General features: G+C 67.5%; 27 protein-coding genes. 16 read left to right on the plus strand and 11 right to left on the minus strand.

The window, feature by feature from the left end; genetic code table 11:
- Positions 1-27: 27 nt before the first annotated feature.
- The 4 genes from ACRY_RS09310 to ACRY_RS09325 form a co-directional block, all read right to left on the minus strand.
- Entirely contained in the window at positions 28-396 is a 369-nt protein-coding gene (locus ACRY_RS09310) for an MmoB/DmpM family protein (RefSeq protein ID WP_007421823.1), read from the minus strand.
- Between the two features lie 23 nt (positions 397-419).
- On the minus strand, positions 420-1,475 hold the full coding sequence (locus ACRY_RS09315) for an aromatic/alkene monooxygenase hydroxylase subunit beta (protein WP_007421822.1): 1,056 nt from the start codon (positions 1,473-1,475) through the stop codon (positions 420-422).
- Between the two features lie 42 nt (positions 1,476-1,517).
- The gene (locus tag ACRY_RS09320; RefSeq protein ID WP_231295393.1) at positions 1,518-2,585 is read right to left on the minus strand and encodes an NADH:ubiquinone reductase (Na(+)-transporting) subunit F; all 1,068 of its coding nucleotides are present in this window, start codon (positions 2,583-2,585) and stop codon (positions 1,518-1,520) included.
- A 107-nt stretch (positions 2,586-2,692) separates the two neighbouring features.
- Positions 2,693-4,360, minus strand: a complete 1,668-nt coding sequence (locus ACRY_RS09325; protein ID WP_011942201.1) for an aromatic/alkene/methane monooxygenase hydroxylase/oxygenase subunit alpha — start codon at positions 4,358-4,360, stop codon at positions 2,693-2,695.
- 498 nt (positions 4,361-4,858) lie between these two features.
- Here ACRY_RS09325 and ACRY_RS09330 point away from each other — a divergent pair, with 498 nt between their 5' ends.
- Genes ACRY_RS09330 through ACRY_RS19920 form a run of 4 tightly spaced genes read left to right on the plus strand, consistent with a single transcriptional unit; the run spans position 4,859 to position 6,984 of the window.
- Positions 4,859-5,329: a hypothetical protein gene (locus ACRY_RS09330; RefSeq protein WP_011942202.1), complete on the plus strand. Its 471-nt coding sequence runs from the start codon at positions 4,859-4,861 to the stop codon at positions 5,327-5,329.
- Positions 5,326-5,634, plus strand: coding sequence for a hypothetical protein (locus ACRY_RS09335; protein ID WP_007421817.1), 309 nt, complete (start codon positions 5,326-5,328; stop codon positions 5,632-5,634). The genes ACRY_RS09330 and ACRY_RS09335 overlap by 4 nt, the downstream gene beginning before the upstream one ends.
- A gap of 16 nt (positions 5,635-5,650) precedes the next feature.
- The gene (locus ACRY_RS09340) at positions 5,651-6,781 is read left to right on the plus strand and encodes a WD40 repeat domain-containing protein (RefSeq protein WP_011942203.1); all 1,131 of its coding nucleotides are present in this window, start codon (positions 5,651-5,653) and stop codon (positions 6,779-6,781) included.
- A gap of 26 nt (positions 6,782-6,807) precedes the next feature.
- Positions 6,808-6,984, plus strand: coding sequence for a hypothetical protein (locus ACRY_RS19920; RefSeq protein WP_011942204.1), 177 nt, complete (start codon positions 6,808-6,810; stop codon positions 6,982-6,984).
- Between the two features lie 7 nt (positions 6,985-6,991).
- Here ACRY_RS19920 and ACRY_RS09345 read toward each other — a convergent pair whose 3' ends face one another.
- On the minus strand, positions 6,992-7,300 hold the full coding sequence (locus ACRY_RS09345) for a ribbon-helix-helix domain-containing protein (protein ID WP_007421813.1): 309 nt from the start codon (positions 7,298-7,300) through the stop codon (positions 6,992-6,994).
- A gap of 245 nt (positions 7,301-7,545) precedes the next feature.
- Here ACRY_RS09345 and ACRY_RS09350 point away from each other — a divergent pair, with 245 nt between their 5' ends.
- Positions 7,546-7,941 carry a VOC family protein gene (locus tag ACRY_RS09350; RefSeq protein WP_011942206.1) on the plus strand — a complete coding sequence of 132 codons (396 nt, stop codon included), beginning with the start codon at positions 7,546-7,548 and terminating at the stop codon, positions 7,939-7,941.
- Between the two features lie 15 nt (positions 7,942-7,956).
- On the opposite strand, the gene ACRY_RS09355 is transcribed toward ACRY_RS09350, so the two are convergent.
- The 3 genes from ACRY_RS09355 to ACRY_RS09365 all read right to left on the minus strand — a co-directional run bounded on the left by ACRY_RS09355 (position 7,957) and on the right by ACRY_RS09365 (position 10,036).
- Positions 7,957-8,160 (minus strand): YgaP family membrane protein, encoded by a 204-nt coding sequence (locus tag ACRY_RS09355; protein ID WP_011942207.1) that lies wholly within the window; start codon positions 8,158-8,160, stop codon positions 7,957-7,959.
- A gap of 129 nt (positions 8,161-8,289) precedes the next feature.
- Entirely contained in the window at positions 8,290-8,736 is a 447-nt protein-coding gene (locus tag ACRY_RS09360; RefSeq protein WP_007421811.1) for a thioredoxin family protein, read from the minus strand.
- Positions 8,729-10,036, minus strand: coding sequence for an NAD(P)/FAD-dependent oxidoreductase (locus ACRY_RS09365; RefSeq protein ID WP_011942208.1), 1,308 nt, complete (start codon positions 10,034-10,036; stop codon positions 8,729-8,731). Before ACRY_RS09365 ends, ACRY_RS09360 begins: the two co-directional genes overlap by 8 nt.
- A 225-nt stretch (positions 10,037-10,261) precedes the next feature.
- On the opposite strand from ACRY_RS09365, the gene ACRY_RS09370 reads away from it, so the two are divergent.
- From ACRY_RS09370 to ACRY_RS09420, 11 genes are all read left to right on the plus strand, one after another.
- Complete coding sequence (locus tag ACRY_RS09370; RefSeq protein ID WP_231295394.1) at positions 10,262-10,597, plus strand: ArsR/SmtB family transcription factor; 336 nt, start codon at positions 10,262-10,264, stop codon at positions 10,595-10,597.
- Positions 10,594-10,956 carry a rhodanese-like domain-containing protein gene (locus ACRY_RS09375; protein ID WP_007421808.1) on the plus strand — a complete coding sequence of 121 codons (363 nt, stop codon included), beginning with the start codon at positions 10,594-10,596 and terminating at the stop codon, positions 10,954-10,956. The genes ACRY_RS09370 and ACRY_RS09375 overlap by 4 nt, the downstream gene beginning before the upstream one ends.
- A 40-nt stretch (positions 10,957-10,996) precedes the next feature.
- Positions 10,997-12,007, plus strand: coding sequence for an efflux RND transporter periplasmic adaptor subunit (locus tag ACRY_RS09380; protein ID WP_007421807.1), 1,011 nt, complete (start codon positions 10,997-10,999; stop codon positions 12,005-12,007).
- Positions 12,004-15,273, plus strand: a complete 3,270-nt coding sequence (locus tag ACRY_RS09385) for an efflux RND transporter permease subunit (protein ID WP_011942209.1) — start codon at positions 12,004-12,006, stop codon at positions 15,271-15,273. Before ACRY_RS09380 ends, ACRY_RS09385 begins: the two co-directional genes overlap by 4 nt.
- 131 nt (positions 15,274-15,404) lie before the next feature.
- On the plus strand, positions 15,405-15,659 hold the full coding sequence (locus ACRY_RS09390; protein ID WP_007421805.1) for a helix-turn-helix domain-containing protein: 255 nt from the start codon (positions 15,405-15,407) through the stop codon (positions 15,657-15,659).
- Complete coding sequence (gene hyfB, locus ACRY_RS09395) at positions 15,656-17,671, plus strand: hydrogenase 4 subunit B (RefSeq protein WP_011942210.1); 2,016 nt, start codon at positions 15,656-15,658, stop codon at positions 17,669-17,671. Before ACRY_RS09390 ends, hyfB begins: the two co-directional genes overlap by 4 nt.
- Positions 17,662-18,618: a respiratory chain complex I subunit 1 family protein gene (locus ACRY_RS09400; protein ID WP_011942211.1), complete on the plus strand. Its 957-nt coding sequence runs from the start codon at positions 17,662-17,664 to the stop codon at positions 18,616-18,618. Before hyfB ends, ACRY_RS09400 begins: the two co-directional genes overlap by 10 nt.
- Positions 18,615-19,304, plus strand: a complete 690-nt coding sequence (locus ACRY_RS09405; RefSeq protein WP_011942212.1) for a hydrogenase-4 component E — start codon at positions 18,615-18,617, stop codon at positions 19,302-19,304. The genes ACRY_RS09400 and ACRY_RS09405 overlap by 4 nt, the downstream gene beginning before the upstream one ends.
- Entirely contained in the window at positions 19,301-20,749 is a 1,449-nt protein-coding gene (locus tag ACRY_RS09410) for a hydrogenase 4 subunit F (RefSeq protein WP_007421801.1), read from the plus strand. The genes ACRY_RS09405 and ACRY_RS09410 overlap by 4 nt, the downstream gene beginning before the upstream one ends.
- The gene (locus tag ACRY_RS09415) at positions 20,712-22,160 is read left to right on the plus strand and encodes an NADH-quinone oxidoreductase subunit C (RefSeq protein ID WP_011942213.1); all 1,449 of its coding nucleotides are present in this window, start codon (positions 20,712-20,714) and stop codon (positions 22,158-22,160) included. The genes ACRY_RS09410 and ACRY_RS09415 overlap by 38 nt, the downstream gene beginning before the upstream one ends.
- Positions 22,160-22,663, plus strand: coding sequence for an NADH-quinone oxidoreductase subunit B family protein (locus ACRY_RS09420; RefSeq protein WP_011942214.1), 504 nt, complete (start codon positions 22,160-22,162; stop codon positions 22,661-22,663). The genes ACRY_RS09415 and ACRY_RS09420 overlap by 1 nt, the downstream gene beginning before the upstream one ends.
- Before the next feature lie 27 nt (positions 22,664-22,690).
- On the opposite strand, the gene ACRY_RS09425 is transcribed toward ACRY_RS09420, so the two are convergent.
- The 3 genes from ACRY_RS09425 to cysS form a co-directional block, all read right to left on the minus strand.
- Entirely contained in the window at positions 22,691-23,239 is a 549-nt protein-coding gene (locus ACRY_RS09425) for a ferritin-like domain-containing protein (RefSeq protein ID WP_011942215.1), read from the minus strand.
- Between the two features lie 69 nt (positions 23,240-23,308).
- On the minus strand, positions 23,309-24,082 hold the full coding sequence (locus tag ACRY_RS09430) for an RNA methyltransferase (protein ID WP_011942216.1): 774 nt from the start codon (positions 24,080-24,082) through the stop codon (positions 23,309-23,311).
- On the minus strand, positions 24,079-25,428 hold the full coding sequence (cysS, locus tag ACRY_RS09435) for a cysteine--tRNA ligase (protein ID WP_011942217.1): 1,350 nt from the start codon (positions 25,426-25,428) through the stop codon (positions 24,079-24,081). Before cysS ends, ACRY_RS09430 begins: the two co-directional genes overlap by 4 nt.
- Positions 25,429-25,569 lie beyond the last annotated feature (141 nt).

Here is a 25,569-nt window from a genome sequence, read left to right on the forward strand (position 1 = left end):
CGCGCGGGCGCGCCGGAGTGCCGCGGTTCAGATGTATTCGAAGACGTCGTCCATGTTGCCGAACAGGATCACGGTGTTGTCATCGACGCGGACCATGCGACCGTAATGGGTCGAGGTATTCACCTCGAAGATTTCCGCCGTCATCTCGCGGCCGAGATAATCGCCGATCTCGTCCATCTTGAAGATCAGCTTGCCGTGACCGTCGATACGGATCAGCGCCGGCTGGTAGGTGACGGTGACGCCGGGCTTGTCGCTCATGAATTCGGCGATGGCGCGGGCCTCGACCGAATCGTTCATGGTGACACCGCACTGATCCGAGATCGTCTGCTCGAAGGTGATGTCCTTCATCTGCTTGAAGATGGTCGAATGGGTCGCGTCGCGTGCTGCTGTTGACATGATGTTATCTCCTGTGCGGGGCGTCAGGCGAGGCCGAGTTCGCCGAGGATCTTGCCGATGCGCTCCTGCGACTGCGCCCTGACATCCTGGAACGAGACGGGTTTGGAATGGGGCATCGACCAGATCGGTTGCAGGCCGAGGGCCGCCTTGTCGGCGAGGGCGCGGTGTTTTTCGAGCCAGCCATGGAGAATCGCCCGGTTCTCGCCGCCATGTGTCTCGTCGTTGGCGAGGAGGTAGATGAGGTCGATCGTGTTCGCGAGGTTGCGTTCGTAATCGGCCTCGGCGGCGGAGATCACCGGCGGGGTGACGAAATCGTTGTTGGCGGCGGCGACCTGCATCAGGAAGCCGGAGCGGAACAGCTCGCCCACCAGCGGCTCGAAGACGATGTTGATCGCGAAATACTGTTCGAGATAGTCGCTCGACCCCATGATCGTCTCGACCGCCTCGCGCGTGCCCTGCCAGATCGGGTCTTCGAGCCAGGCGACCTTGCCGAGCTCGTCGTTCCAGCCGGGAATGTCCATGCCGATTTCGGCGAGGTAGAGCGTGATGTCCTGCGCGAGGCGCATCTTGTAGGACGAGTTGGTCAGCGTCGCGTTGTTGATCATCTGCGTGTAGCCATAGCGCTGCGCCTGCATCAGCGAGGTGCCGAGCCCGAATTCGGCATGTTTCCAGGCGCCGAGATGGGTTTGCAGGATGCGCTGCCAGGCCTTGTCGAAATTCGCCGGCGCGCCGGCGCGGCGGGCATTGGCGATCACGCTCTGCACCATGGTCTCGATGCGGGACTGGCGCTGGTAATGCGTGCGCTCCCATTCCTGGTCCGGCGCGCGGAAGGCATGCCAGTTGCTGCTTTTCAGCGCCGTGGCGTCCTTCACATAAGCACCCTTGCCGTTCGCGAAGGAGATGATCCAGTTCTGGATCAGGTAGCGCTCGGGATCGGGCTGGACATCGACCGTGACGTCTTCGTAATGGGTGGCGCGCTTGCCGCGCGGCTCGAAGTAGCGGTAGCGGCGGCTGTCGGAATCCGCGAAGATCGCCGCTCCCGCGGCACCCGATCCGACTGAACTCGACAAGGCTGGCATTGTTTCTCTCCCTGGGTTTCGGTTGGCCCGTGCGGCGCGCGATCAGTGACCGGCGGGTACGGGAACGCTCGAGGATGTGGTGAACCTGTCAAAGAAGACGCGCTCGTTTTCGAAGCCGTTCATGAACAGCACCGGCTGCAGCGCATCGATCATGGGGGGTGGTCCGCAGGCATAGACGTCGCCCTCGCCGTCGATGCCGAGCGCCTTCAGCCTGGCGTCGACACATTCATGCACGAAGCCGCGTTCGCCCTCCCAGCCGGCATCGCCGCTCGCGTGCGAGAGAACGGGGATGAATTCCAGCTCCGGGTGGCGGTCCGCAAGCTGCGCGATGCGGTCCAGATGGAACAGATCCTCCCGCGTGCGCGCGCCGTAGAAGAAGTAGACCGGCCGGCTTTCGCCGCTGGCGAAATGGTCGTTCAGGATCGACCAGATCGGCGACATGCCGGAGCCGGCGCCGACCAGGATCAGCGGTCCGGTTCGTCCTTCCCGTCGGAAGCAGGTGCCGTAGGGCCCGGTGAGGGAGACATCGGCGCCGATCCTGATTCCGCCGCTGTCGAGTTCTCCGGAGAATTTTCCTTCGGGATATTTCTTGATGATGAAGGAGAGGCTTTTGGTTTGGTCCGGCGTATTTGCCATGGAAAACGAGCGCGTAATCGTCTCCCCTTTTTCCGTGGTGACGGTAATGTCGACATATTGTCCGGCCCAGAACTTGATCGGGGAGTCGAGGTCGATCGTGATTCCGCGAATGTCGTGCGTCAGCCGCGAAATCTCGCTGATCCGGCCGCTGAAGGTCCGCACCGCGATCGACCGCGACAGAACCTCCTCGTCATAGTTGAGAAGCTCGACCTCCATGTCGGAATAGGCGATCGCGCGGCAGAGCAGGATATGGCCGCTCTCCCGCTCCGTGTCGTTGAGCGCGAAGGTCGAGTACCTGAGCATGTCGACCTCGCCATCCGTCAGGATGCACTTGCAGGCCGAACACTGGCCCTCCTTGCAGCCATGCGGCAGGGCGATGCCCTGGCGAAACGCGGCGTTGAGCACCGTCTCGCCATCCTCGACCTCGAACTCGACCCCGACCGGTTCGAGCCTGACCGTATGCGTACCACCCATCTGGCCGATCTCCCGAAAGTCCATCACGCTCCGGCTGGGTTGCCGGAGATGTCGCGTTGAGAAGGAAGCGGGAGCCGGGGCGAACGGCTCCCGCGAAGTGCGCCGGATCAGTTGAACGGCGTGATCGTGAAGCCCGCGCGATATTCGGCGATATGCTTCGCGCGATCCTCCGGGCTCATCTCCCGCAGCAAGGTGAGCGGCGAGAGCAGGGTGTGGCCGCGCACGTCATCGAGCGTCCACAGTTCGCTGTCCTCAAAGCGCAGATGCGGCTGGGGCACCAGGGTCTTGCCGTCGGAGCGGACGAAGTTGAGATCCTTGATCGCGTCCGCGAGATCCCAGCCGTGATAGACCGTCTCCCACTCGCGCTTGCCGCTGAAGCGGCCCATCGCGGGGGTCGGGCGGCCCTGATATTCGTCGGCGAAGGCCTCGACGGCGGTCCAGCGATCGAGCTCGTGGGCGAAGGTGTGCAGCTTGCCGTCGATTTCGTCGACCACCATGTCCTCGCGGATCAGGCAGGGGACGAGGCAGCTCCAGCAGCGATGCGGATAGACGTAGCCGACATCCTGGTTGAAGGTGATGACCGTCTCGCCACGATGGCTGAGCTTGTCGTACCACTTCCAGAAATCGCCGAACTTCGCGTACCAGCCCGGATATTTCTGCTCGAACCACTCGAAGTCGGCCTCGCGCTGGGCCTCGATGCGCCAGAAGTTCACCGGCCAGCCAACGGCGAAGAACTGGGCGACGTGGTGGACGTAAAGCTTCTCGGTCAGGCGCTTCCAGGCGGCCTGGACGTCGTCGTGATGCACCTTGATGCCGTATTTTTCCAGCGGCAGCATGTAGGTACGGTAGTAATCCTCGAAGATCCAGCGGTGCCACATCTCCGCATAGGATTCCTTCGACTTGTCGCGATTGGTGGTGCCGTATTCGATGAAGGTGCCGATCGCGGCATCGACGATCGCGTGGTTCTGCCAGAAGGCGTAGCGCAGGTCGCGTTCGAGCAGGAGATGGTTGTCCGGCTCCTTGAGGGCGGCCATCAGCATCGAGTGGCCGTTGCCGATATGCCGGCTCTCGTCGGACTGCACCGAGAGGAAGACGGTCGGCAGCGCGTAGTCGCCGTTGCGGGCGGCCTCGGAAGGCATGGCGACGAACAGCGTGTTGGTGAACGCGGTTTCAGCGACGACGGTGAGATACATGCAAGCGGCGGTCATCGTGTCGCCGGTGATGAACCCCTCGCCGAACTGGCGGCCGATTGTGGTCGCGTAGCATTTGCCGAAGGCTTCCTCGGTGATGTCGAAGCCCGCCGGGTCGATGTAGTTCTCCATGTACCATTTCTTGAGGTTCATCTGGATGGTCGAGTGGCGGAACTCGTCGACCATCTGCATGGTGAACCCGGTGCGCAGATCCTCGCCCGGCGCGAGGCGCGCGACCATCGCCATCGAGCGCGCCGCCGAGATTTCCGGGAAGGGGATGATCGCCAGGAACAGCTTCATCCATTCGACCCAGCGCGGCTCGACATTGCGGAACATGTCGCCGCGCAGCGCCGCATCGAGCGCGCCGTAGACGCGGTTGTCCTTCTCTTCCTGCATCGGGAAGTAGGAGCGCAGCACCTGCTTCATCGGATCGCGCGGTGCCTTGGTGATCTTGTAGTCCGTCGGGAAGGTCATCGCTTCCTGGACATAGGTCGGGTTCCACCCGAGGTCGGAAATCTTCCTGGTCGCCTCGCCGACGGATATGCCGCGCTGCGAGGTAATCTTGTTGAGCGTCAAGGACGTCATGTCTTCAAACCTCCACCTTGTTTGCGCCCGGGTCCCCTGACCCCGGCGGAAAGCGGCCACACACGCCGCCGTTCGAGTTGTCGGCGGGATCGAGCCCGCCCAGTGGATCACGGCAAAGGTCTGCGAACGATCCGGTCTGGCAACGACGAAAGCGCGTCGGCCGCCAGCCATGTTTCCTCCGTTCCTTCGTTCTTGTGGCACCGCGCCTGGCGCGATGGGTTTCTTCTGCCCGATGTTCTGCAAGTCGTGTGCCAAGCGGGGCGGGCCGCGCAAAGCCGGCGCCAGGGCCGTTTAGGGCACAGGGCGGCACTGCGCCGGACACATGGGCTGTAAAGAAATCTTACACCTGTAAATGACAGCTGTAATACTGTTGTCATTCCGAACATCTTCGTCTTTTTCTATGAGTTATCAAATTGACTTTGCCGCGGACCGGAAGCTAAGTCTTGGCCCCAGAAGATCGGCGCGGCTCTGCCGGCCGATCGGGCCGAGGAGACGAAGGTGTCCGAAAAGAAGCGGCGAACCCGAAATCCGGCTGCATCCACGTGGAACGAGGACGACGCGGTCGATCAGCTCATGCGGCTGATGTCGCGCGATCTGGTGTTCACCATGACATTTCTCGGCGAGAGCCAGCATAGGATGCAGCGGCATTTCGAGACATTCATCACCGATGCCCTCGCCGCGGCCGGAGTGACGCAGGAGACGCACCCGATGATCCGGCTGTTCATCGAGCGGCATGCCGCCCTGCTGCGGGAATTCGTGTTTTCCGGCGTGGCACTTTCACGGCAGTTCGGGATCGGCGAGATCGAGCGGCTGATCGGCGATGCGTCGTCGCTGCTGCGGATCGATATCTGGGACCAGCTCAGGAGCCATATCGAGATGGCGGAAACCCGGTTCCGCGCCCAGCTTCCCGACCTGCCGCGGCAGCTCGCCGATTTCGAGGCGCCCGCGCCGCCGGAGGCCAGGCCATGAGCGGCGCGATGGCCGAACGGCGGCGGCTGTTGGGCCGCCGCCTCGAACTCGTCGGCGTGATGTGCGGGCTGAATGCCGAGGCATTGCGCGTGTTGCAGAACCTTGCCGCCATCGAGATCGACATCCAGCGGCTGGAGGCCGAGGACGATGGCGATGCGCCGCCGGCGCCGGAGCAGTTGCGCGCCGCCACCGATGAAGCCGCCGCGCTGCGCGATGCGCAGGCCGCGTGCGAGATGCGGATCGAGACGGTGGAGGCGGAGATGTCCGAGATCGACCGGTTGCTGGCGGCGATGACGGACGACTGAACGGAGGAAAGGTGCGATGAACCAGGCAGGCCCGCGAACGCTCACCCTTTTCGATCTGCTCGGACGCGTCTGGCACTGCGGAGCGCCGGCCGGCGCGCTGTGCTTCGGCGGCGATGGCACGGCCGTCGCCTTTGCCTGCGCCGACGGCACGGTGGCGGTGGCGGCGATCGAGGATCCCGAACCGCCGGAGACGCGGATCCGGATCAGCGGCGATGTCGGGCAGGCGACGATCCGCCCGCGCGCGCGACCACCCGCACCGCTTGCCATCTCGCCTTCCCTGCATGACGGCGCGCCGCCGATCGCGGCCGGCGATGGCGGCGGCTTTCTGGCCGGCACACGGGACGGCGAGATCGTCGTGCTGGGGGCGGACGGCGCGTTGCGCGGCACGCGGGCGCGGATCGACGGCCCGGTGATCGCGCTTGATCATGCGGCTGCGGTGGCGATCACCGCGGTCGCGGGCAGCGACGCCGTGCAGCTGTGCCAGGGCGTGGGTGCGCTATCCGACGAGCTGGCCGACGATGGCGAAGGCGAGATCGTCGGCATCCGCCTCTCGCCCTCCGGACGGCATCTCGCCATTGCGCGGAGCGAGAGCCTGAGCATCGTGGCGATCGACGGCAGCGGCCGGGCGCCAATGGTGTTTGGCCTGCTGTCGCGCCCGCTGTCGCTCGCCTGGCGGGAGGACGAGGCCTGGCTCGCCTGCACGCTGGCCGAGGGCGGGTTCCTGATGATCGATTGCGAGGGCGGACGCAGCGGCACCGTCACCGGGTTTCCGATGGCGACGCGCGATGCCGCCTGGAGCGGGCCGGCCGCGGCGTTCGTGGCATCCGGGGCGTTTCGCGTCGCCGCCTGGTCGATGGCGACGCCGCCGCTCGATGGCGACATGACCGGCGCGCTGGTCAGCGGCCGGGCGGGGCTGGTGGCGGTGGAGAGCGTTGCGGCCCATCCGGCGCGGCCGCTCGTCGCGGCGGGTTACGCCAACGGCCAGATCCTGCTCGTCCAGATCGGCGGGCGGGACGAACTGCTCGTGCGCCCCGGCGGCAGCGCAGTGACGGCACTCGGCTGGTCGGCTGACGGGCACCACCTCGCCGCCATCGGGGCGGACGGGATGGTGAGCATCACGGCGTTTCCGGACCGGATGTTCAAATGACCACAGGCGGAGAAAGGGAGACGGACATGCAGGTGCAGATGACCGACGAGGAACGGAGCAAGGACGAGTTCTTCCAGCGCGTTGCCCAGCTTTCGGAAGAGATGGTGGCGCGGCACGGGCGGGAATTCACGATGGGCACGCTTGTGCTCGCCGCGCGCTGGATCGCGGAGAACCGGATCGGCAGCGAGACGGCGCCGTCCTGACGGCGTTTCAGGGGCTCCGCCGGCGATAGAGAATGCACGCGGCGCGCAGCAGCGAGGCGAGATTGTCGATATCGCCGAACCAGTCCTCCGCCTCATCGTGGAGCAGGGCGATCAGGCGCGGGACGGAGACGCCTTCCGCCGTGGCGATCTCGCCCAGCGCGTCCCAGAAGACGCGTTCGAGCCGCACGCTGGTCGACCGGCCGGAGAGCCGGACCGAGCGGCTGGTCTGGGCGAAATCCGCAGGGTCGCGGCCTTGCAGAAGATTGCACATCGTTCCTCCCTGCCGCCGCCTTGGTGGCGCCGGCTTCGGGTTCATGACCCGGTTCAGGCACAACCCGTGCAAACGCGGTGCCAGCGCGGCAAGGACAACCGGAACCGAAGGATTTCGTGCCGGACCGGTGATCGCGCCTGGCGCTCGCTGCTCAGAAACGGAACGACCGTGCGCGGGTTCTGTTCTGCTTCAGGTCAAAGCCGGGCCGCCGCGGAAGCCGCGGGATGGACGGGTTGGGCTGCGGGCGGGACGCCCGTATAACCCGCATCGGAGAAAAGGAGAGACGACGCATGGCCAAAGCGATCCACAGCATGATCCGCGTGCTCGACGAGGCGCGCTCGATCGCGTTCTACGCGCAGGCTTTCGGCCTGGAGATCGCAGATCGGCTCGATTTCGACACGTTCACGCTGGTCTACATGAGCAATGCGGAAAATGATTTCGAACTCGAACTGACGATCAACAAGGGCCGCACCGAACCCTATGCGCTCGGCGATGGCTATGGCCATATCGCCTTCTGCGTCGACGATCTCGACGCCGAGCACGCGCGCTTCGAGGCGGCGGGCTGGGCGCCGCGCAAGATCGTCGAGTTCAGGCGCGATGGCACCCTGCTCGCGCGGTTCTTTTTCGTTGCCGATCCGGATGGATACCAGATCGAGGTGCTGCAACGCCACGGCCGCTATCGCTGAGCGGCCGGGGACGGCTCAGCGGAAGGCGCAGCCCGGCTTCATGCCAAGCCGCCGCAGCAGCATGGCGGCGGGGCAGAAGCCGGTGATACCGGCCTGGAACAGGTTGAGCCCCACCAGCGCGGTGAGGACGTAGAACCACGGGCTCACCAGCCAGCCCAGCGCGAGACTGAGCAGCACCATGAAACCCGCGAAGCTGAGAACGGTCTTGTCCACATTCATGACAGCATGTCCCTTGCCCTGGAGCACTTTCCGATCCTGCTGGATCGGATGTCGTGCTCCATCATATTGATAACCTGAGCATCTTTATCCGATCAGATAACTCCATCTGATCGGATGATGCTCTGAACATCACGCCGCCGCCGCGAGGTGGCGGCGCGCGAAATCGACGATCGCCTGAGCGCTCATGGCCCCGGCGCTCTGGCCGATGACCCGACCGCCCCTGAGCAGGAACAGCGCCGGGATGCCGCGCACGCCGAGGCGGGCGGAGATCTCCGGCGCCTCGTCGGCATTGAGCTTGAGCAGCCGGACCTCCGGTTCGAGGATGGTGGCCGCCTGCTCGAATTGCGGCGCCATCATCCGGCACGGTCCGCACCAGGGCGCCCAGACATCGAGCAGGAGGGGAATCCCGTCCCGCTCGGCGTGGCGCTCGAAGCCGGCCTGGTCGACCTCGACGGGATGGCCGTCGAACAGCTTGCGGTGGCAGGCGCCGCATTGCGCGGCCTGCGCCGGGCGCGCCGGCGGGATGCGGTTCACCGCGCCGCAATGCGGACAGACGAGATGGGTTGCGTCAGCCATGGCCCGCGCCTTTCGCCGGCTTGCGGTCGTTGTGGTGAATCTTCGTGATGTTGAGCTGCTTCATCAGGAACCGCTCGTAGAAGGGCTCGCTCTCGCCGGCGCGGATCTTGCGGAGGAAATACTTCTCGAAGGCGACTTTCGCGAGATGCACCCAGGCGCCGGTCGAGGCCCAGTTGACGTCGCGCGGCGGGATCTGCGGCTGGGCGACGAAGGCCACGCCGCCATCGCCGAAATCGGCAAGGCAGACGGCGTTCCACGTCGCCCGCGCGTGCGGCGCCTCGCCGCGCAGCAGCGCGCCGATATTGTGGGCGGTGGCGGTGACCATCGATTCGATCATGAAACCTGTCTTCGGCACGCCGACCGGCACCGGCGTCTTGCCCACCGGCGGGATCGCGACGCAGACGCCGACGCTGAAGACGTTCGGATAGGTCTGGTTGCGCTGGTGCTCGTCGATCAGCACGAAGCCGCGCGGATTGACCAGCCCCTCGATGCCGCGCAGCGCCGGCACGCCGCGAAAGGCGGGCAGGAACATGGTGAAGCGGCTGGGCAGCTCGTGGGTTGCGATCGTCTGGCCGTCCGCGCCGACTTCCTCGGCCACCACCTTTTCGGCATCCACCGCGGCGATCTTCGCGTTGGTGATCCATTTGATGTGGCGGTGGCGCAGCTCGCTCTCCATCAGCGACTTGGTGTCGCCCACGCCATCGAGCCCGAGATGGCCGATATAGGGTTCGGAGGTGACGAAGGTCATCGGCACCTTGCTGCGCAGGCGTCGCTTGCGCAGTTCGCGATCGAGGATGAAGGCGAATTCGTAGGCCGGGCCGAAGCAGGACGCGCCCTGCACCGCGCCGACGACGACCGGCCCCGGATTGGCGCAGAAGCGCTCGAACGCCTCGAAAGCGGCGGCGGCGTGGTCGGTCTGGCAGATCGAGACGGTGTTCTGCCCGGGGCCGCAGCCGGGAATCTCGTCGAAGGCGAGTTCGGGGCCGGTGGCGATGATGAGATAATCGTAGGGAATGCTCTCGCCGCCATTGAGCTCGACGCGGTTTTCGGCCGGATGCACGCGGGCGGCGCCCTCGGTGCGGAAGATGATGTTCTTGCGGCGCGTCACCTTGTCGAGCGAGACCTCGATGTCGGCGCGCTCGCGCCAGCCGACGGCGACCCAGGGGTTGGACGGGGTGAACTGGAACGTGTTCCGCTCGCCGATCAGCGTGATCCTGTCTTCCGGCCGGATCTGTCCCGCGGTTTCGAACGCGGCGAGCGTGCCGCCAAGCCCCGCCCCAAGGACCACAATCTCTGCCATGCTTTCCTGCCTTTCCGAGCGCTCCGGCGAAGGCGGCGCTCCGCCGCGCCCGGAGGGATGTTAATTGGTTTGCGGCGACGCCGGCTTGACCTGGATCAACGCCCGCGCCGGCAGCCGGGAGAAAACTGCGAAAGCGCGGTGCAGCCGGTCGATCCGGCGCCGCCACGTTTGACAATATATGCATATATTCGTATATACGCAAGTATGAAACTGGATATCGACGCGATGAACCTGGCGGCCGACGAGGCCAGCGATCTGCTGAAGTCGCTGGCCAACCGGCACCGCCTGCTCATCCTCTGCCAGCTGCTCGACGGCGAGCGGTCGGTGGGCGAGTTGGTCGCGTTCCTGCAGATCCGCGACAGCGCGGTCTCCCAGCACCTCGCGCTGCTGCGCAAGGACGGGCTGGTGACCGCCCGGCGCGAAGGGCAGAGCATCCGGTATTCGATCGCCAGCGCGCCGGCCCGCACGGTGATTTCGGCCCTTGCCGGAATCTATTGTAGCCCGGAGGGCGTCACCTGCGCGGTGCCCGATCCTTCATCGACAACGGAGATTTCGACATGACGACACCTTCCAAGCTGCGCGACCTCGACCCCGCCACCGTGCATGACGACCTGCGCGCCGGACGCATCCTGCTGGTCGATGTGCGCGAGCCGCAGGAATTCGCGGTGGAGCGCATTCACGGCGCGATGCTGTTCCCGCTCTCCACCTTCGATCCGGCGATGCTGCCGCAGGACCCGGGCAAGCCGATCGTCTTCCAGTGCGGCTCGGGCAAGCGCTCGGCGATGGCGGCGGCGAAGTGCCGCGAGGCCGGCATCGCGGTGAACGCTCATCTCGCCGGCGGCATGATGGCGTGGAAGGCGGCGGGGATGCCGTATGTCTCGCTCGATTCCGCCACCGGCCAGGTGGTCGACCGCCGCTGACCTCCCGCCCGCCGCACCGTCCCCGACAAGGAACGACAGCATGCCCCGCAAGCCATTCCTCCTCTCGCTGCTGCTGCCGCTCCTGCTCCTGTCGGGGATGGCGGCGGGCGCCACAACACCCGTCTCGACCTTTACCGTCGCCGCCCGCATGGTGCCGGACCAGAAGGCCGTGTTCGCCACCGTCGAAAGCCGCAACGTGGTGCCGGCGCGCACGCGGATCGGCGGCACCGTCACCGCCCTTTCGGTGCATGACGGCGACAGCGTGACGGCGGGCCAGGTCATCGCCACCGTGCATGACCAGAAGCTCGAATTGCAGATCAAGGCGCTGGATGCCGAGATCACGGGGCTGCGGGCCAGCCTCGTCCAGGCGCAGACCGATCTGCGGCGCACCGAGGCGCTGGCGCATAGCGGCGCGGTATCGCGCCAGCAGCTCGACCAGGCGCGGACGGCGGTGGACGTTGCCGCCAGCACGCTCCGCGCGCGGATCGCGCAGCGCGCCGTGGCCGCCCAGCAGCAGGACGAGGGCGCGGTGCTGGCGCCGATCGCCGGGCGGGTGCTGACCGTGCCGGTGACCGACGGCACGGTGGTGCTGCCGGGGGACACGATCGCCACGGTCGCCGAGCAGAACTTCATTCTCCGCCTGCGGATCCCCGAGCGGCACGCGCTGCATCTGAAGGCCGGCGACATGGTGCGGCTGGATGGCGGCGAATTCGGCCTTACCGGCGCGCGGTTCGGCCGCATCACCCTGGTCTATCCGCAGATCGTCGCCGGCGAGGTGCGCGCCGATGCCGAGGTGAAGGGGATCGGCAGCTACTTCGTGGGCGAGCGCGTGCGCGTTTTCGTCCCGGCCGGCGAGCGGCGGACGATCGTGGTGCCGTCAGGCTTCGTCTTCACCCGCTTCGGCCAGGATTACGTGAGGCTGCGGCAGAAGGATGGCAGCGTGATCGACGCGCCGGTGCAGCGGGGGCTGCCGCTGCCGACCCGCGCGATGCCGGACGGGTTGCAGATCCTCGCCGGCCTGGTGCCGGGTGACGTGCTGGTGCGGCCGTGAGGCTCGGCATTTCCGGGCGGCTCGCCCGCGCCTTCATCCGCTCGCCGCTGACGCCGCTGTTCCTGCTCGCGGCGCTGGCGGCCGGGCTGGTCGCCATCACCACCATTCCGCGCGACGAGGACCCGCAGATCCATGTCCCGATGGTAGACGTGATGGTGCAGGCGAACGGGCTCAAGGCGGCGGATGCCGCGGAACTCGTGACCAAGCCGCTCGAGACGATCCTGAAGGCGATTCCGGGCGTCAAGCATATCTACAGCGAGACCCGCGACGACCAGGTTCTGGTCACCGCCCGCTTCAGGGTGGGGACCAACGAGGACGCCGCCGTGGTGCGGGTGAACGACAAGATCCGCGCCAACATGAACCGCATCCCGATCGGCATTCCGCCGCCGCTGGTGGTCGGACGCGGGATCGACGATGTCGCGATCCTCACCCTCACCCTCGCGCCGAAGCCGGGGGCGGCGACCCACTGGACCCAGGGCGCGCTGTCGCAGATCGCGACCAAGCTGCAGGATCAGCTGATCAAGGTGCCGAATGTCGGGCTCAGCTACATCGCCGGGTCGGACCCGATGCAGATCCGCGTCGAACCCGAACCCGACAAGCTGATGCTCTACGGCGTGACGCTGCAGCAGCTCGCTTCACGGGTGGCCGATGCCAACCGCAGCTTCATCGCCGGGCGCGTGTTCGACCATGGCGAGCTGCGCGACGTGGCGGCGGGGCAGACGCTGTTCGGCGTGCCGGATATCGGCCTGCTGCTGATCACCACGCGGGACGGGCGGCCGGTCTATCTGCGGGATGTCGCGCATGTCGTCGTCGGGCCGGCGCCGCTGCAGAGCCATGTCTTCGCCATCACCCATGAGGGCAAGGCCTGGCACACGGCGCCCGCCGTGACGGTGGCGCTGGCCAAGCGCGCGGGCAGCAACGCCGTGGTGGTGGCCGATGACGCGCTGAAGCGGGTGAAGAGCCTCGAGGGGTCGCTCATCCCCTCCGACATCTCGGTGCAGGTGACGCGGGATTACGGGCGCACCGCCAACGAGAAGGCGAACGAGCTGCTGTTCCATCTCGGGCTGGCGACGATTTCGATCGTCGTGCTGATCGCCTTCGCGGTGGGCTGGCGCGAGGCGGTGGTGACGCTGGTGGTGATTCCGACGACCATCCTGGCCACCGTGTTCGCCTCGGAACTGATGGGCTACTCGATCAACCGGGTGAGCCTGTTCGCGCTGATCTTCGCCATCGGCATCCTGGTGGACGATGCGATCGTGGTGGTGGAGAACATCGCAAGGCACTGGGCGATGCCGGGCACGCGCTCGCGCCGGCGGGCGGCGATCGAGGCGGTCGCGGAGGTGGGCAACCCGACCGTCGTCGCGACGCTGACGGTGATCGCCGCGCTGCTGCCGATGCTGTTCGTCTCCGGGCTGATGGGGCCATACATGGCGCCGATCCCGGTGAACGCCTCGGCGGCGATGGCGTTCTCGTTCTTCGTCGCGATGATCATCGCCCCGTGGCTGATGTACAAGCTGGCCGGGCGGGACCGGTTCGCCGAGGAAGACAGGGCGGGAGAAATCGAGTTCCTCGAACTGACGACCCCTGCCCTCGCCCATGAGGCGGGTGCTGCGGCGGCGCATCCGGACCGGCTCGGGCGGCTCTACCGCGCCGTTGCCGCACCGATCCTGCGCACGCGGCGCCGGGCCGGGTTGTTTCTCGCCCTGGTCGGCATCGCCACGATCGCCGCCTGCGCGATGTTTTACACCGAGGCGGTGACGGTGAAGCTGCTGCCGTTCGACAACAAGTCGAGCCTGAACGTGCTGCTCGACCTGCCCGCCGGCAGCACCGTGCAGCAGACCGAGCAGACGCTGTTCGCCGCGGCGCGGATCGCCGAGACGATGCCCGAGGTGCGGGCCCTGCAGGTGTATGCCGGCACGCCGCAGCCCTTCGACTTCAACGGGCTGGTGCGGCATTACTACCTGCGCGACCAGCCCTGGCAGGGCGACCTGCATGTGATGCTGACGCCGAAGGGCGACCGCTCGCAGCAGAGCCACCAGATCGCGGGCGAGCTGCGCCGGCGCCTGCTGAAACGTCTGCCCCTGCCGCATGGGGCGGTGCTGAAAGTGGTCGAGGCGCCGCCGGGTCCTCCGGTGCTCGCCACCCTGCTCGCCGAGATCTACGGCCCGAACGAGGCGACGCGCCTTGCCGTGGCGCGGGAGGTGAAGAAGCTGTTCAGGAAGGTGCCCTATATCGTCGATATCGACGATTCCTGGGGGCATCGGCAGAAGCAGCTGGATATCGCGATCGACCAGGACCGGCTGGAATATTTCGGCGTGCGGCAGGCCGATGTCTATGACACGATCCAGGACCTCTTCGGCGGCATGAAGGTCGGCTATTCCTATCGCGGCGAGAACCGGCTGCCGATCGAGATCGCGATCGGCCTGCCCAACCACGCGCTCGACTGGAGCCAGCAACTGGCGGACACGCCGGTGCCGGCCAATGCGGTGCCGGCGGACAAGTCGGTCGTCGAACTCGGGCAGGTGGTGCACGTGACGCGCACGGAGGGATCGCGCGTGCTCTACCGGCGCGACGGGCATTTCGCCGACATGGTCACCGCCGAGCTGGACGGGAAGTTCGAGGCGCCGATCTATGCGATGTTCGCGGTGGACAAGCTGATCAACCAGCATGACTGGGGCAAGCTGCCGAAACCGACAATCAGCTTCCGCGGCCAGCCGGCGAGCGAGGCGCACCCGACCCTGCTCTGGGACGGCGAGTGGGAGATCACCTATGTCACGTTCCGCGACATGGGGGCGGCGTTCCTCGTCGCGCTGCTCGGCATCTACGTGCTGGTGGTCGCGCAGTTCCGCAGCTTCAAGGTGCCGCTGCTGGTGCTCACCCCGGTGCCGCTGACGCTGATCGGCATCATGCCCGGGCACTGGCTGCTGCACGCGCAGTTCACCGCCACCTCGATGATCGGCTTCATCGCGCTGGCCGGCATCATCGTGCGGAACTCGATCCTGCTGGTGGACTTCATCCGCCACGGCGCGCGGCCGGGGCTGACGCTGCGCGAGGTGCTGCTGGAGGCCGGCGCCATCCGCTTCCGGCCGATCCTGCTGACCGCGCTCGCGGCGATGATCGGCGCATCGACGATCCTGCTCGACCCGATCTTCCAGGGCCTGGCGATCTCGCTGCTGTTCGGCCTTGCCTCGTCCACCCTGCTGACGGTGCTGGTGATCCCGGCGATCTACGTGGTGCTGCGCGACCCGGACCGGATCGTTTCCTGACCCGGCCCTGACCCCGCCGCCCGGCACGCACGGCTGCGTGCCGGGCGCATTCCTGCTCCGAGCAAAATGCGAATCGGCATGGCCTGTCGATTATTTATGATGCCTGAAACGCAGGAGATGATGTTTCAGACATGATTTCTTCCGGCCAGTTGAAGGCGGCGCGCGCCCTGCTCGGCATCGACCAGCGGGATCTGGCGGAATTGTCCGGCCTGTCGCTGCCGACCATCCAGCGGATGGAGGCGAGCGAGGGGGTGATCCGCGGCAATGTCGATTCGCTGATGAAGCTGCTGGACGCGCTGGACCGGGCGGGGATCGTGGTGATCCGGCCGGGCGATGTTTCGGATGCCAGCGGCGGGCGCGGCGTGCGCCTCAAGAGCGGGACGTGACGGCGGCACTGCTGCTCTGCGCCCTGGCCTGGCTCGCGCTCGGCGCGGCCGGCGCAGCACTTTCCCGCCGCGATGCCGGGCGCATCGTGGTCTATGGCGGGTCGCTCGCCGTGTCCCTGATCGCGCTTGGCGTGGCCTTCGCATCGCTTGGCGGCGGGGCGCCGGGCATCACCCTGCCGCTCGGCCTGCCGGGAATCGGCATGCGGTTCGCCGTCGATCCGCTGTCGGCCGCGTTCCTCGTGCTGGTCGATCTCGGCGGTGCGGCCGCCAGCCTGTATGCGCTCGGCTACGGGCGACACGAGGCGGAGCCCTGGCGGGTGCTGCCCTTCTACCCGGTGTTCCTCGCGGCGATGAACCTCGTGGTGATCGCCGCCGACGCCTACGGGTTCCTGCTGTTCTGGGAGCTGATGTCGCTCGCCTCCTGGGCGCTGGTGATGGCGGACCATACGCGGGCGGAGACGAGGCTGGCGGGGTTCGTCTATCTGTTGATGGCGAGCGCGGGCACGCTGATGCTGCTGCTCGCCTTCGGCCTGCTCGCGGGACCGCACGGGGCATACGGATTCGCCTCCATCGCGGCGGCGCACCGGGCGCAATGGACAGGGGCGGTCGCGATGCTGCTGGCGCTGCTCGGCGCCGGCTCCAAGGCGGGGCTGATGCCGCTGCATGTCTGGCTGCCGCGCGCGCATCCCGCCGCACCGAGCCATGTCTCGGCGCTGATGAGCGGGGTGATGACGAAGGTGGCGGTCTACGCCTTCATCCGCATCGCCTTCGATCTCGCCGGCCCGGCCGCCTGGTGGTGGGGGCTCGTGGTGCTGGCGGCAGGCGCCGTTTCCGCCGTGCTCGGCGTGCTGCAGGCGCTGCTGGAAGACGATGTGAAGACCGTGCTCGCCTACAGCACGATCGAGAATATCGGACTGATCTTCGCCGGGCTCGGCCTCGCCCTCGCCTTCCGGGCCGACGGCCTGGCGCTGGCCGCGAGCCTCGCGCTCACCGCCGCGCTGTTCCACGCCTTCAACCACATGCTGTTCAAGAGCACGCTGTTCTTCGGCGCCGGCGCGATCCAGCACGGCGCCGGCACCCGGCGGCTTTCGGAACTTGGCGGGCTGATCCACCGGATGCAGATCAGCGCGGTGCCGATGCTGGTCGCGGCGATGGCGATCGCGGCGCTACCGCCGCTGAACGGGTTCGCCTCGGAATGGCTGCTGTTGCAGGCGGTGCTGCTCAGCCCGTCGCTGCCGCAATTCGGGCTCAAGCTCGCGGTGCCGGCGGCGGGCGCGCTGCTGGCGCTGGCCGCGGCCTTTGCCAGCGCCTGCCTCGTCCGGCTCTACGGCATGGCCTATCTCGGCCGGCCGCGCAGCGCGGCCGCTGCAAGCGCGCATGAGGCCGACGGTATCTCGCGCGCCGCGATGATCGGGCTCGCTTCACTCTGCCTCGTGTTCGGGCTGATGCCGGCGCTGGTGCTCGGCCATCTTGCGCCGGTGGCAAGGGAACTGGTCGGGATATCGCTGCCGGGACGGCCGGGCTGGAGCGCGCTCACCCTGCTGCCGGTGCCGGCGCGGCAGAGCTCCTACGATCCGCTGCTGATCGCGCTGTTCATCGCGCTGACCGGCAGCCTCGCGGCGCTGGGGCTGCACCGCTTCGGCTCGCGCGCTCTGCGCCGGGCGGTGCCCTGGGGATGCGGCTTTCTCACCGAGGGCAGGGCGGCGCTGCCGGCGGGGACGCAATATTCGCCCGCGGGATTCAGCCAGCCGATCCGCCGCGTGTTCGCCACATCGCTGTTCCGCGCCCGCGACGAGGTGGCGATGCCACCGCCGGGGATGGCCGCGCCGGCGCGCTTCGCCAGCCGTATCACCGATCCGGCATGGGATGGCGGCGCGCTGGCGCTCGCCGCACTGGTCAACCGCGCCGCCGACCGCGCCAACCGGCTGCAGTTCCTGACCATACGGCGCTATCTCGCGATGGTGTTCGTGACGCTGCTGATCCTGCTCGCGACGGTGGCGTTATGGGCCTGATCGTGCATCTTGCCCTGCAGGCGCTCGAAATGGCGATCGCGCTGGCGGCGGCGCCACTGCTCACCGGCTTCGTGCGCAAGGTCAAGGCGCGGTTGCAGCGCCGCGCCGGGCCGCCGCTGCTGCAAGTTTATCGCGATCTCGCCCGGCTGGTGGCGAAGGAGGCGGTGGTGCCCGAGGCATCATCGTGGCTGTTCCGTGTCTCCCCTTACGTGATCTTCGCCGCCACCTGGGTCGCTGCGGCGCTGGTGCCGGAATTCGCGACCAATCTGCAATTCTCCTGGTCGGGCGACCTGATCGTGATCGCAGCCCTGCTCGGCAGCGCCCGCTTCTTCCAGATGCTGGCGGCGCTTGATTCCGGCACCGCCTTCGGCGGTATCGGCGCGAGCCGGGAGGCGATGCTCGCCTCGCTCGCCGAGCCGGCGATGCTGATGATCGTCTTCACCGTCGCGCTTGTCGCCGGCACCAGCCAGCTTTCGGCGATCGCCACCTTCATGCATTCCGGCGCCGAGGGGCTCAGGCTGTCGCTCGCGCTCGGCCTGGTCGCGCTGGTGATGGTGGGGCTGACCGAGACCGGGCGCTTCCCGGTCGACAATCCGGCGACGCATCTCGAACTGACCATGGTGCACGAGGCGATGGTGCTGGAATATTCCGGCCGGCACCTGGCACTGATCGAGCTGGCCGGGGCGATGCGGCTGCTGCTCTACATGTCGCTGATCGCCTGCATCTTCGCGCCGTTCGGCATCGCGCCGCCGGGGGCCGGGCCCGCTTCCCTTGCGCTCGGGCTTCTGAGCTATGCCGGCAAGCTCGGCGCCGGCGCGGTGGCGCTGGCCGGGTTCGAGACGACGATCGCCAAGATGCGGGTCTTCCGGATTCCGAATTTCGTCGGCGCAGCACTGATGCTCGGCCTGCTCGGCACGCTGCTGTTGTTCATGTCGGCCTCGCTATGACCCTGATGCTCGCCCCCTTTACGCCCGGCGCAACCGCCTTCGGCCTTGCCCATGTGCTCGCCGGCGCGCTGGTGCTGGTCAGCCTGATGATGCTGTATCAGGACCGGCTGCCGGCGCTGGTCAATGTGCTGGCGCTGCACGCCGCCCTGCTCGGTGTGGCGGTCGGCTGGCAGGCCTGGCTGCAGCGGGCGCCGGAACTCTACATCACCGCGGCGATCGCGATCGGGTTCAAGGCGGTGGCGATCCCGCTCGCGCTGCACCGCATCATCGAGCGGCTCGACATCCATCGCGAGGTCGAGACGGTGGGCGGGATCAGCCTGACGATGCTGGCCGGGATCGGGCTCGTCGCGCTGTCGCTGCTGGTGATGCTGCGCACCGCCGCCCAGGCCAACGCGCTGGCGCGGGAGGATCTGGCTCTCGCGCTGTCGGTCATCCTGATCGGCATGCTGATGATGGTGACGCGGCGCAACGCGGTGAGCCAGATCGCGGGATTCATGATGCTGGAGAACGGGCTGATCCTCGCCGCCGCGGGGGCGCAGGGCATGCCGCTGGTGGTGGAGATCAGCGTCGCCTTCTCGATCCTGATCGCCTTCATCGTGATCGGCGTGTTTCTCTTCCGCATCCGCGAGCGGTTCGACACGGTGGACAGCGCCGCACTGGACGCGTTCCGCGGAGAGCTGCGATGACGGGCGCGGCCTTCGCCGCGGTGATCGCCACCCTCGCCATTCCGGCCGGTGCCATGCTGCTGCTCGCCTTCGTGCCGTCGTGGCGGCTGGCGGCGCGGCTGAACGCGCTGGCGAGTTGCGCGACGGTGGCCGCCGCCGCCGTGCTGCTGTTCCACCGGCCGGCGCCGGACGGGCTGTTTCTCGTGGATGGGCTGAACATCGCCTTCCTGCTGCTGAACGGGCTGGTCGGGTTCACCACCAGCCTGTTCAGCGCGAGCTATATCGGCCACGAGATCGGCACCGGCCGCCTCGCGCCGCATCACCTGCGGCTCTACCACGCGATGTACCAGGCGATGATGCTCGGCATGAATCTCGCGCTGGTCAGCAACAATCTCGGCCTGATGTGGTTCGGCGTCGAACTCGCCACGCTGTCGACGGTGATGATGGTGGGGATCTACCGCACCCCGGCGGCGATCGAGGCGTCGTGGAAATATCTCATCCTCGGCAGCGTCGGCATCGCGCTGGCGCTGTTCGGCACGATCCTGGTCTATCTCGCAGCCCAGCCGGCGCTCGGCGGCGGGATGAAGGCGATGCAATGGACCGGCCTGCTCCGCCATGCCGCCGCACTCGACCCGGCCCTGCTCGATGTCGGGTTCGTGTTCCTGCTGATCGGCTATGGCACCAAGGCCGGGCTGGTGCCGATGCATGCCTGGCTGCCGGACGCCCATGCCGAGGGGCCGACGCCGATTTCGGCCGTGCTGTCCGGCCTGCTGCTGAATGTGGCGCTCTATGCGCTGCTGCGCTTCAAGATCCTGCTCGCGGCGAGCCATGCCAGCATCGCCGCCGGGACGCTGATGGAGGGTTTCGGCCTCGCCACGCTGTTCTTCGCCGCGATCATGCTCTACCGGCGGCGCGACATCAAACGCCTGTTCGCCTATTCCTCGATCGAGCACATGGGCATCATCACCTTCGCCTTCGGCATTGGCGGGCCGATCGGCAATCTCGCCGGGCTGTTGCAGATGGCGATGCACAGCCTGACCAAGTCGGCGATTTTTTTCGCGGTCGGGCATGTGGCGCAGGCCAAGGGGACGCAGAAGATCGCCGAGATCAGCGGGCTGACGGCGAGCCATCCCTTTCTCGGCTGGACGCTCGTGGCGGGCATCGCGGCGATCGCGGGCCTGCCGCCCTTCGGCATCTTCACCTCGGAATTCCTGCTGATCACCTCGACCTTCGCCCGCGCCCCGCTGCTCGCGGTGCTGCTCGGTCTCGGCATCCTGCTTGCCTTCGGCGCGCTGCTGCTGCGGATGACCGGGCTGTGTTTCGGCGCGCCGAGCCCGGGCAACGCGCCGAGTTCCGCCGCGGCGACCCCGCTGCTGCTGCATCTCGGCCTCGTGCTTGCCGTCGGCATCGCGCTGCCGGGATTTCTGTATGACTGGTTCGCCCATGCCGCCGCCCTGCTCGGCTGACGCGCCGCCGATGGTCGACGCCGCCGGATGGCACGCGACAGGTGCTGCACTCGCTTCGGGGGAGCGCGTGCTGGTCGCGCTCTGGGCGGCGCGGGATGATGCGGGGGCGCGCGTTCATCTGGCGACACGGCGGCCCAACGGGAGCGATCTCGCGGTGATCGCCCTGCGCGCGGAGGACGGTTCCTATCCGTCGATCGGGCGGCATCATCCGGGGGCGATCCTGATGGAGCGGGCCTTGCAGGATGCGAGCGGGCTCCGCGCCGAGGGATTGCCCGATCCGCGCCCCTGGCTCGACCATGAGCGGGACTTCGCCTTCCTGCCCGCCGAGGGCGAAGGGCTGCACCGGATACCGGTGGGGCCGATCCATGCCGGGACGATCGAGCCGGGCCATTTCCGCTTCACGGTGAACGGCGAGACGATCGTACGGCTGGAGGCGCGGCTCGGCTACACGCACAAGGGCACGCTCGGGCTGATGCGGGGAGCGACACCGGATGCGGCGTTGCGTCTCGCCGGGCGGGTTTCGGGCGATTCGACCGTGGCCTATGCGTGGGCCTTTGCCCGCGCGGTCGAGGCGGCACTCGGGGTTGTCGTGCCGAAGCGGGCGTCAGTGCTGCGCGGGGTGATGGCCGAGCTCGAACGCCTCGCCAATCATGCCGGCGATTTCGGCGCGATTTGCAACGATGCCGGGTTCCCGCTGATCAACGCCCATGCCGGCGCGCTGCGCGAGACGATCCTGCGCCAGGCCGAGGCCTGCTTCGGCCACCGGCTGATGATGGACCGGATCGTCCCCGGCGGGGTTGCCGCCGATCTGGCGCCGGCTTCCGCCGCTTCCCTGCTTGCCGAATTGCCGTCCTGGCGCGGGCGGTTCGAGCGACTGGTCGAACTCTATGGCAAGACCGCCTCGTTGCAGGACCGGGTGGTCGCCGCCGGAAGACTCGCCCCCGACCTTGCCCGCCGCCTCGGCTGCGGCGGCTATGTCGGCCGCGCCGCGGGGCAGGATTTCGACGCCCGGCGCGATGCGCCCTACCCGCCCTATGACCGCCATGCGCCCGACGTGCCCGCGCTTGCGGCCGGCGATGTCGATGCGCGGGTGCGGATCCGGATCGCCGAGATCCGCGCCAGCGTCGCGCTGATCGGCGAGTTGCTCGGCGATCTGCCGGAGGGCGACATTCGCGCCTCACGGCCGGAGAGCGGTGGCGAGGCGTTCGGCTGCGCGCTGGTGGAAGGGTTCAGGGGCGATGTCTTCGCCGCGGTGCGGCTGCGCGGCGCGGTGGTGGCGGATGCGTTCCTGCGCGATCCGTCGTGGTTTTTCTGGCCGGCGCTGGAAGCGTCGATCGAGGGCAACATCGTCGCCGACTTCCCACTCTGCAACAAGAGCTTCAACGCCGCCTATTCGGGGTGCGACCTTTAATGCGCAGAACCCTCTTCGAGAGCCTCCATCGCGGCACGATGACCGAACCGGCTCCGCCGCGCGACGCCGAAACCGCCGCGCTGGTCGCGGAACTCGACCGGGCGGCGTTGCGGCGGCTCGGCCGGTCGCTGGCGATCCGCGCGGTGGATGCGGGATCGTGCAATGGCTGCGAGCTCGAAATCATCGCCCTCGGCAACGTGCTTTACGATCTGGAGCGGTTCGGGCTGAAACTGGTCGCCTCGCCCCGCCATGCTGATGTGCTGCTGGTGACCGGCCCGATGACGCGGAACATGAGTGCCGCGACGCGGCTGGCCTACGAGGCGATGCCGGCGCCGAAATTCGTCGTTGCCGTGGGCGATTGCGGGCGCGATGGCGGGGTGTTCGCGGCGAGCCCGCATTGCCTCGGGGGCACGGCGTCGGTCCTGCCGGTCACGCTCACGATTCCGGGCTGCCCGCCGACGCCGGCCGCGCTGTTGCACGGGCTGATCGGCCTGCTGGGGTAGCGGTTCGGCGACGGCGCGGCAGGCGTTTCAGCCGTGGCCGCCGGTCTCGATCGAAAGCAGGTCCTGCATATCGGTCGCGTGCTCGCTTTCCTCTTCGAGGATGTTGGTGAGCATCAGCGCGGTGACCGGGTCGTGCGGCTCGAAATGGTCGATCATCCGGCGGTAGAGGCCGATCACCTCGCGCTCGGCGGCGAGGTTCTGTTCGACGAGGCCGGCGAGATCCGCCCTGGTGCCGAATTCGCCGAAGCGGGTTTCGAGCCCGTGCGGGGAGAAATCCGGCGTGCCGCCGAGTTCGCGGATGCGCTGCGCGATGGCGACCATGTGGCGGCGCTCGTCATTCGCCTGTTCCTGGAACTCGGCGCCGATGCGCGGCTGTTTCAGCCCGGCGAGCGAGACCGACATCATGGTGTAGCGCCAGACGCAGAGGATTTCGGCCGTGAGCGCGCTTTGCAGGAGAACGAGCGCGGGATCGGCGCCCTCCGACTCCTCATCGAGCAGCGCGCCGTGCATCCGCGCCGAGATGGCGCGCACATCCCTCAGGAACGCGTTCGGCGCTGCGCTTTCGACCTGGTCCATCACGCTGTCCACTCCGCTGATCGCCGCTTCGATATGGCGCCCTTATGATGACAGAATCGGGACGCCAACTCAACGCGCGCCACGGCGGCCGCGCGCAAGTTCGGTGACGATGCCATGCAGCGTGCGCAATTCCTGTTCCGTCACCTCGCCGCGCTGGAAGAAGTGGCGGATGTTGCGCACCATGCCGGGCCGTTTCTGCTCGTTGCGCAGGAAACCGGCCTCGTCGCATTCGGCGATCAGGTGGGTGAGGAAGTTTTCCAGCTCGCCCTTGGTCGCGACATGGGTCTTGTGGGTCTGCAGCGTGCGGACCGGCGCGGCCTCGCCGGCGATCCACCATTCATAGGCCATCACCATCACCGCCTGGGCGAGGTTGAGGGACATGAAGCGCGGGTTGAGCGGGTAGCGGATCAGGCTGTCGGCGCAGGCGATGTCGTCATTGTCGAGGCCGGCGCGCTCGGGGCCGAACAGGATGCCGCATTTCAGGCCGCGAGCGCCGATCTCGCGCAGTTCGGCGGCGGCACCGCGGGCGGTGAGCAGCGGCTTGACGATGTGGCGCGGGCGCGGACAGGTGGCGAAGACGCGGTGCAGGTCGCCCACCGCGTCGGCCACCGTGTCATGCACCGTCGCGGCTTCGAGGATGCGGTAGGCGCCGGAGGCGGTGCGCATCGCCCGGTCCTGCGGCCAGCCGTCGCGCGGAGCGACGAGGCGGAGATGGAACAGCCCGCCATTGCCCATTGCCCGCGCGACCGAGCCGATATTCTCGGCAAGCTGCGGGCGGACCAGGATGATGACGGGGGACGGGTCGATCGGCGCGAGATCAGCGCCTTCATCGCGCCCGGTCATGCGCGCCGCCAGGTGGTACCGCCGGGACCGTCCTCGAGCAGGATGCCGGCGGCGGCGAGTTCGGCGCGGATCGCGTCGGCGCGGGCGAAATCCTTGTTCCTCCGCGCGGCCAGACGCTCGGCGATCAGCGCGTCGATCCGCGCATCGTCGGTCGCCTCACCGCGGAACCACTGGTCGGCAGTGTGATTGAAAATGCCGATCAGCATGCCGGCGGCGCGCAGGCCGGCGGCGCTGGCGGCATCGCCCTGCATCGCCGCATCGGCCAGCGCGTGGAGTTCGGCAATCGCGCCGGGGGTGTTCAGGTCATCCGCCAGGGCCTCGATGAAGGCGGCGGGCGGTGTGGCGGCGGGCGCGGGGTCGGCATGCTTTTCCAATGCGCGGTAGAACCGGTCGAGCTCCCGCTTCGCTTCGGCCAGCGCGGCGGTGGAGAAGTCAAGCACGCCGCGATAATGCGTCTTGAGCAGCAGGAAGCGCACCGCCTCGCCCGGCGCCTCGCCCAGCACGTCCTGCACAGTGCGGAAATTGCCGAGGGATTTCGACATTTTCTGCCCGTCCACCTGCAACATGCCGGCATGCACCCAGACGCGGGCGAACTCCGAGCCGGGAAAGGCGCAGCAGGACTGGGCGATCTCGTTCTCATGATGCGGGAAGATCAGGTCGGCGCCGCCGCCATGGATGTCGATCGTCTCGCCGAGGGTGGCGTGGATCATCGCCGAGCATTCGATGTGCCAGCCCGGCCGGCCGCGGCCCCAGGGGCTGTCCCAGCCCGGCAGGTCGGGCGGCGAGGGTTTCCAGAGCACGAAATCGCCCGGATCGCGCTTGTAGGTGGCGACGTCCACCCGCGCGCCGGCCAGCAGTTCCTCGGGCGAGCGGCCGGAAAACTTGCCGTATTCCGCATCGGTCGCGACGGCGAACAGGACATGGCCCTCGGCGGCATAGGCGTGGCCGCGGGCGATCAGGCGCTCGATGAGGGCGATGATGTCGCCGATATGCCCGGTGGCGCGCGGCTCGATATCGGGCGGGGCGCAGTACAGGGCGGCCATGTCCTCGTGGAACCAGCTTGTCGTCCGCGCGGTGATCTCGCCGATCGTCTCGCCGGTTTCGGCGGCGCGGGCGTTGATCTTGTCATCGATGTCGGTGATGTTCCGCACATAGGTGACGCGCGGGAACAGGTGGCGCAGCAGGCGGACCAGCGTGTCGAACACCACCACCGTGCGCGCATTGCCGAGATGCGCGCGGTCATAGACCGTGGGACCGCAGACATAGAGCTTCACATGCGCGGGGTCGGCGGGGGCGAAGGGCTCGCGCCGGCGTGTTTTCGTGTTGTGCAGCTTGATCTGGATCATGGCCGCGGATTTCCTCTCCGGGCAAGCGGAAGTCAACCGGCGCGTTGACAGGACCTGTGAGGTCCTGTATTCACCATGACCATCAGTTGAGAATAATTCTCATTCTCAATTAACCCGGAGACCGCTCTTGTCGCAAACCGC

This window comes from Acidiphilium cryptum JF-5, from assembly GCF_000016725.1.
Taxonomy (GTDB): Bacteria; Pseudomonadota; Alphaproteobacteria; order Acetobacterales; family Acetobacteraceae; genus Acidiphilium; species Acidiphilium multivorum.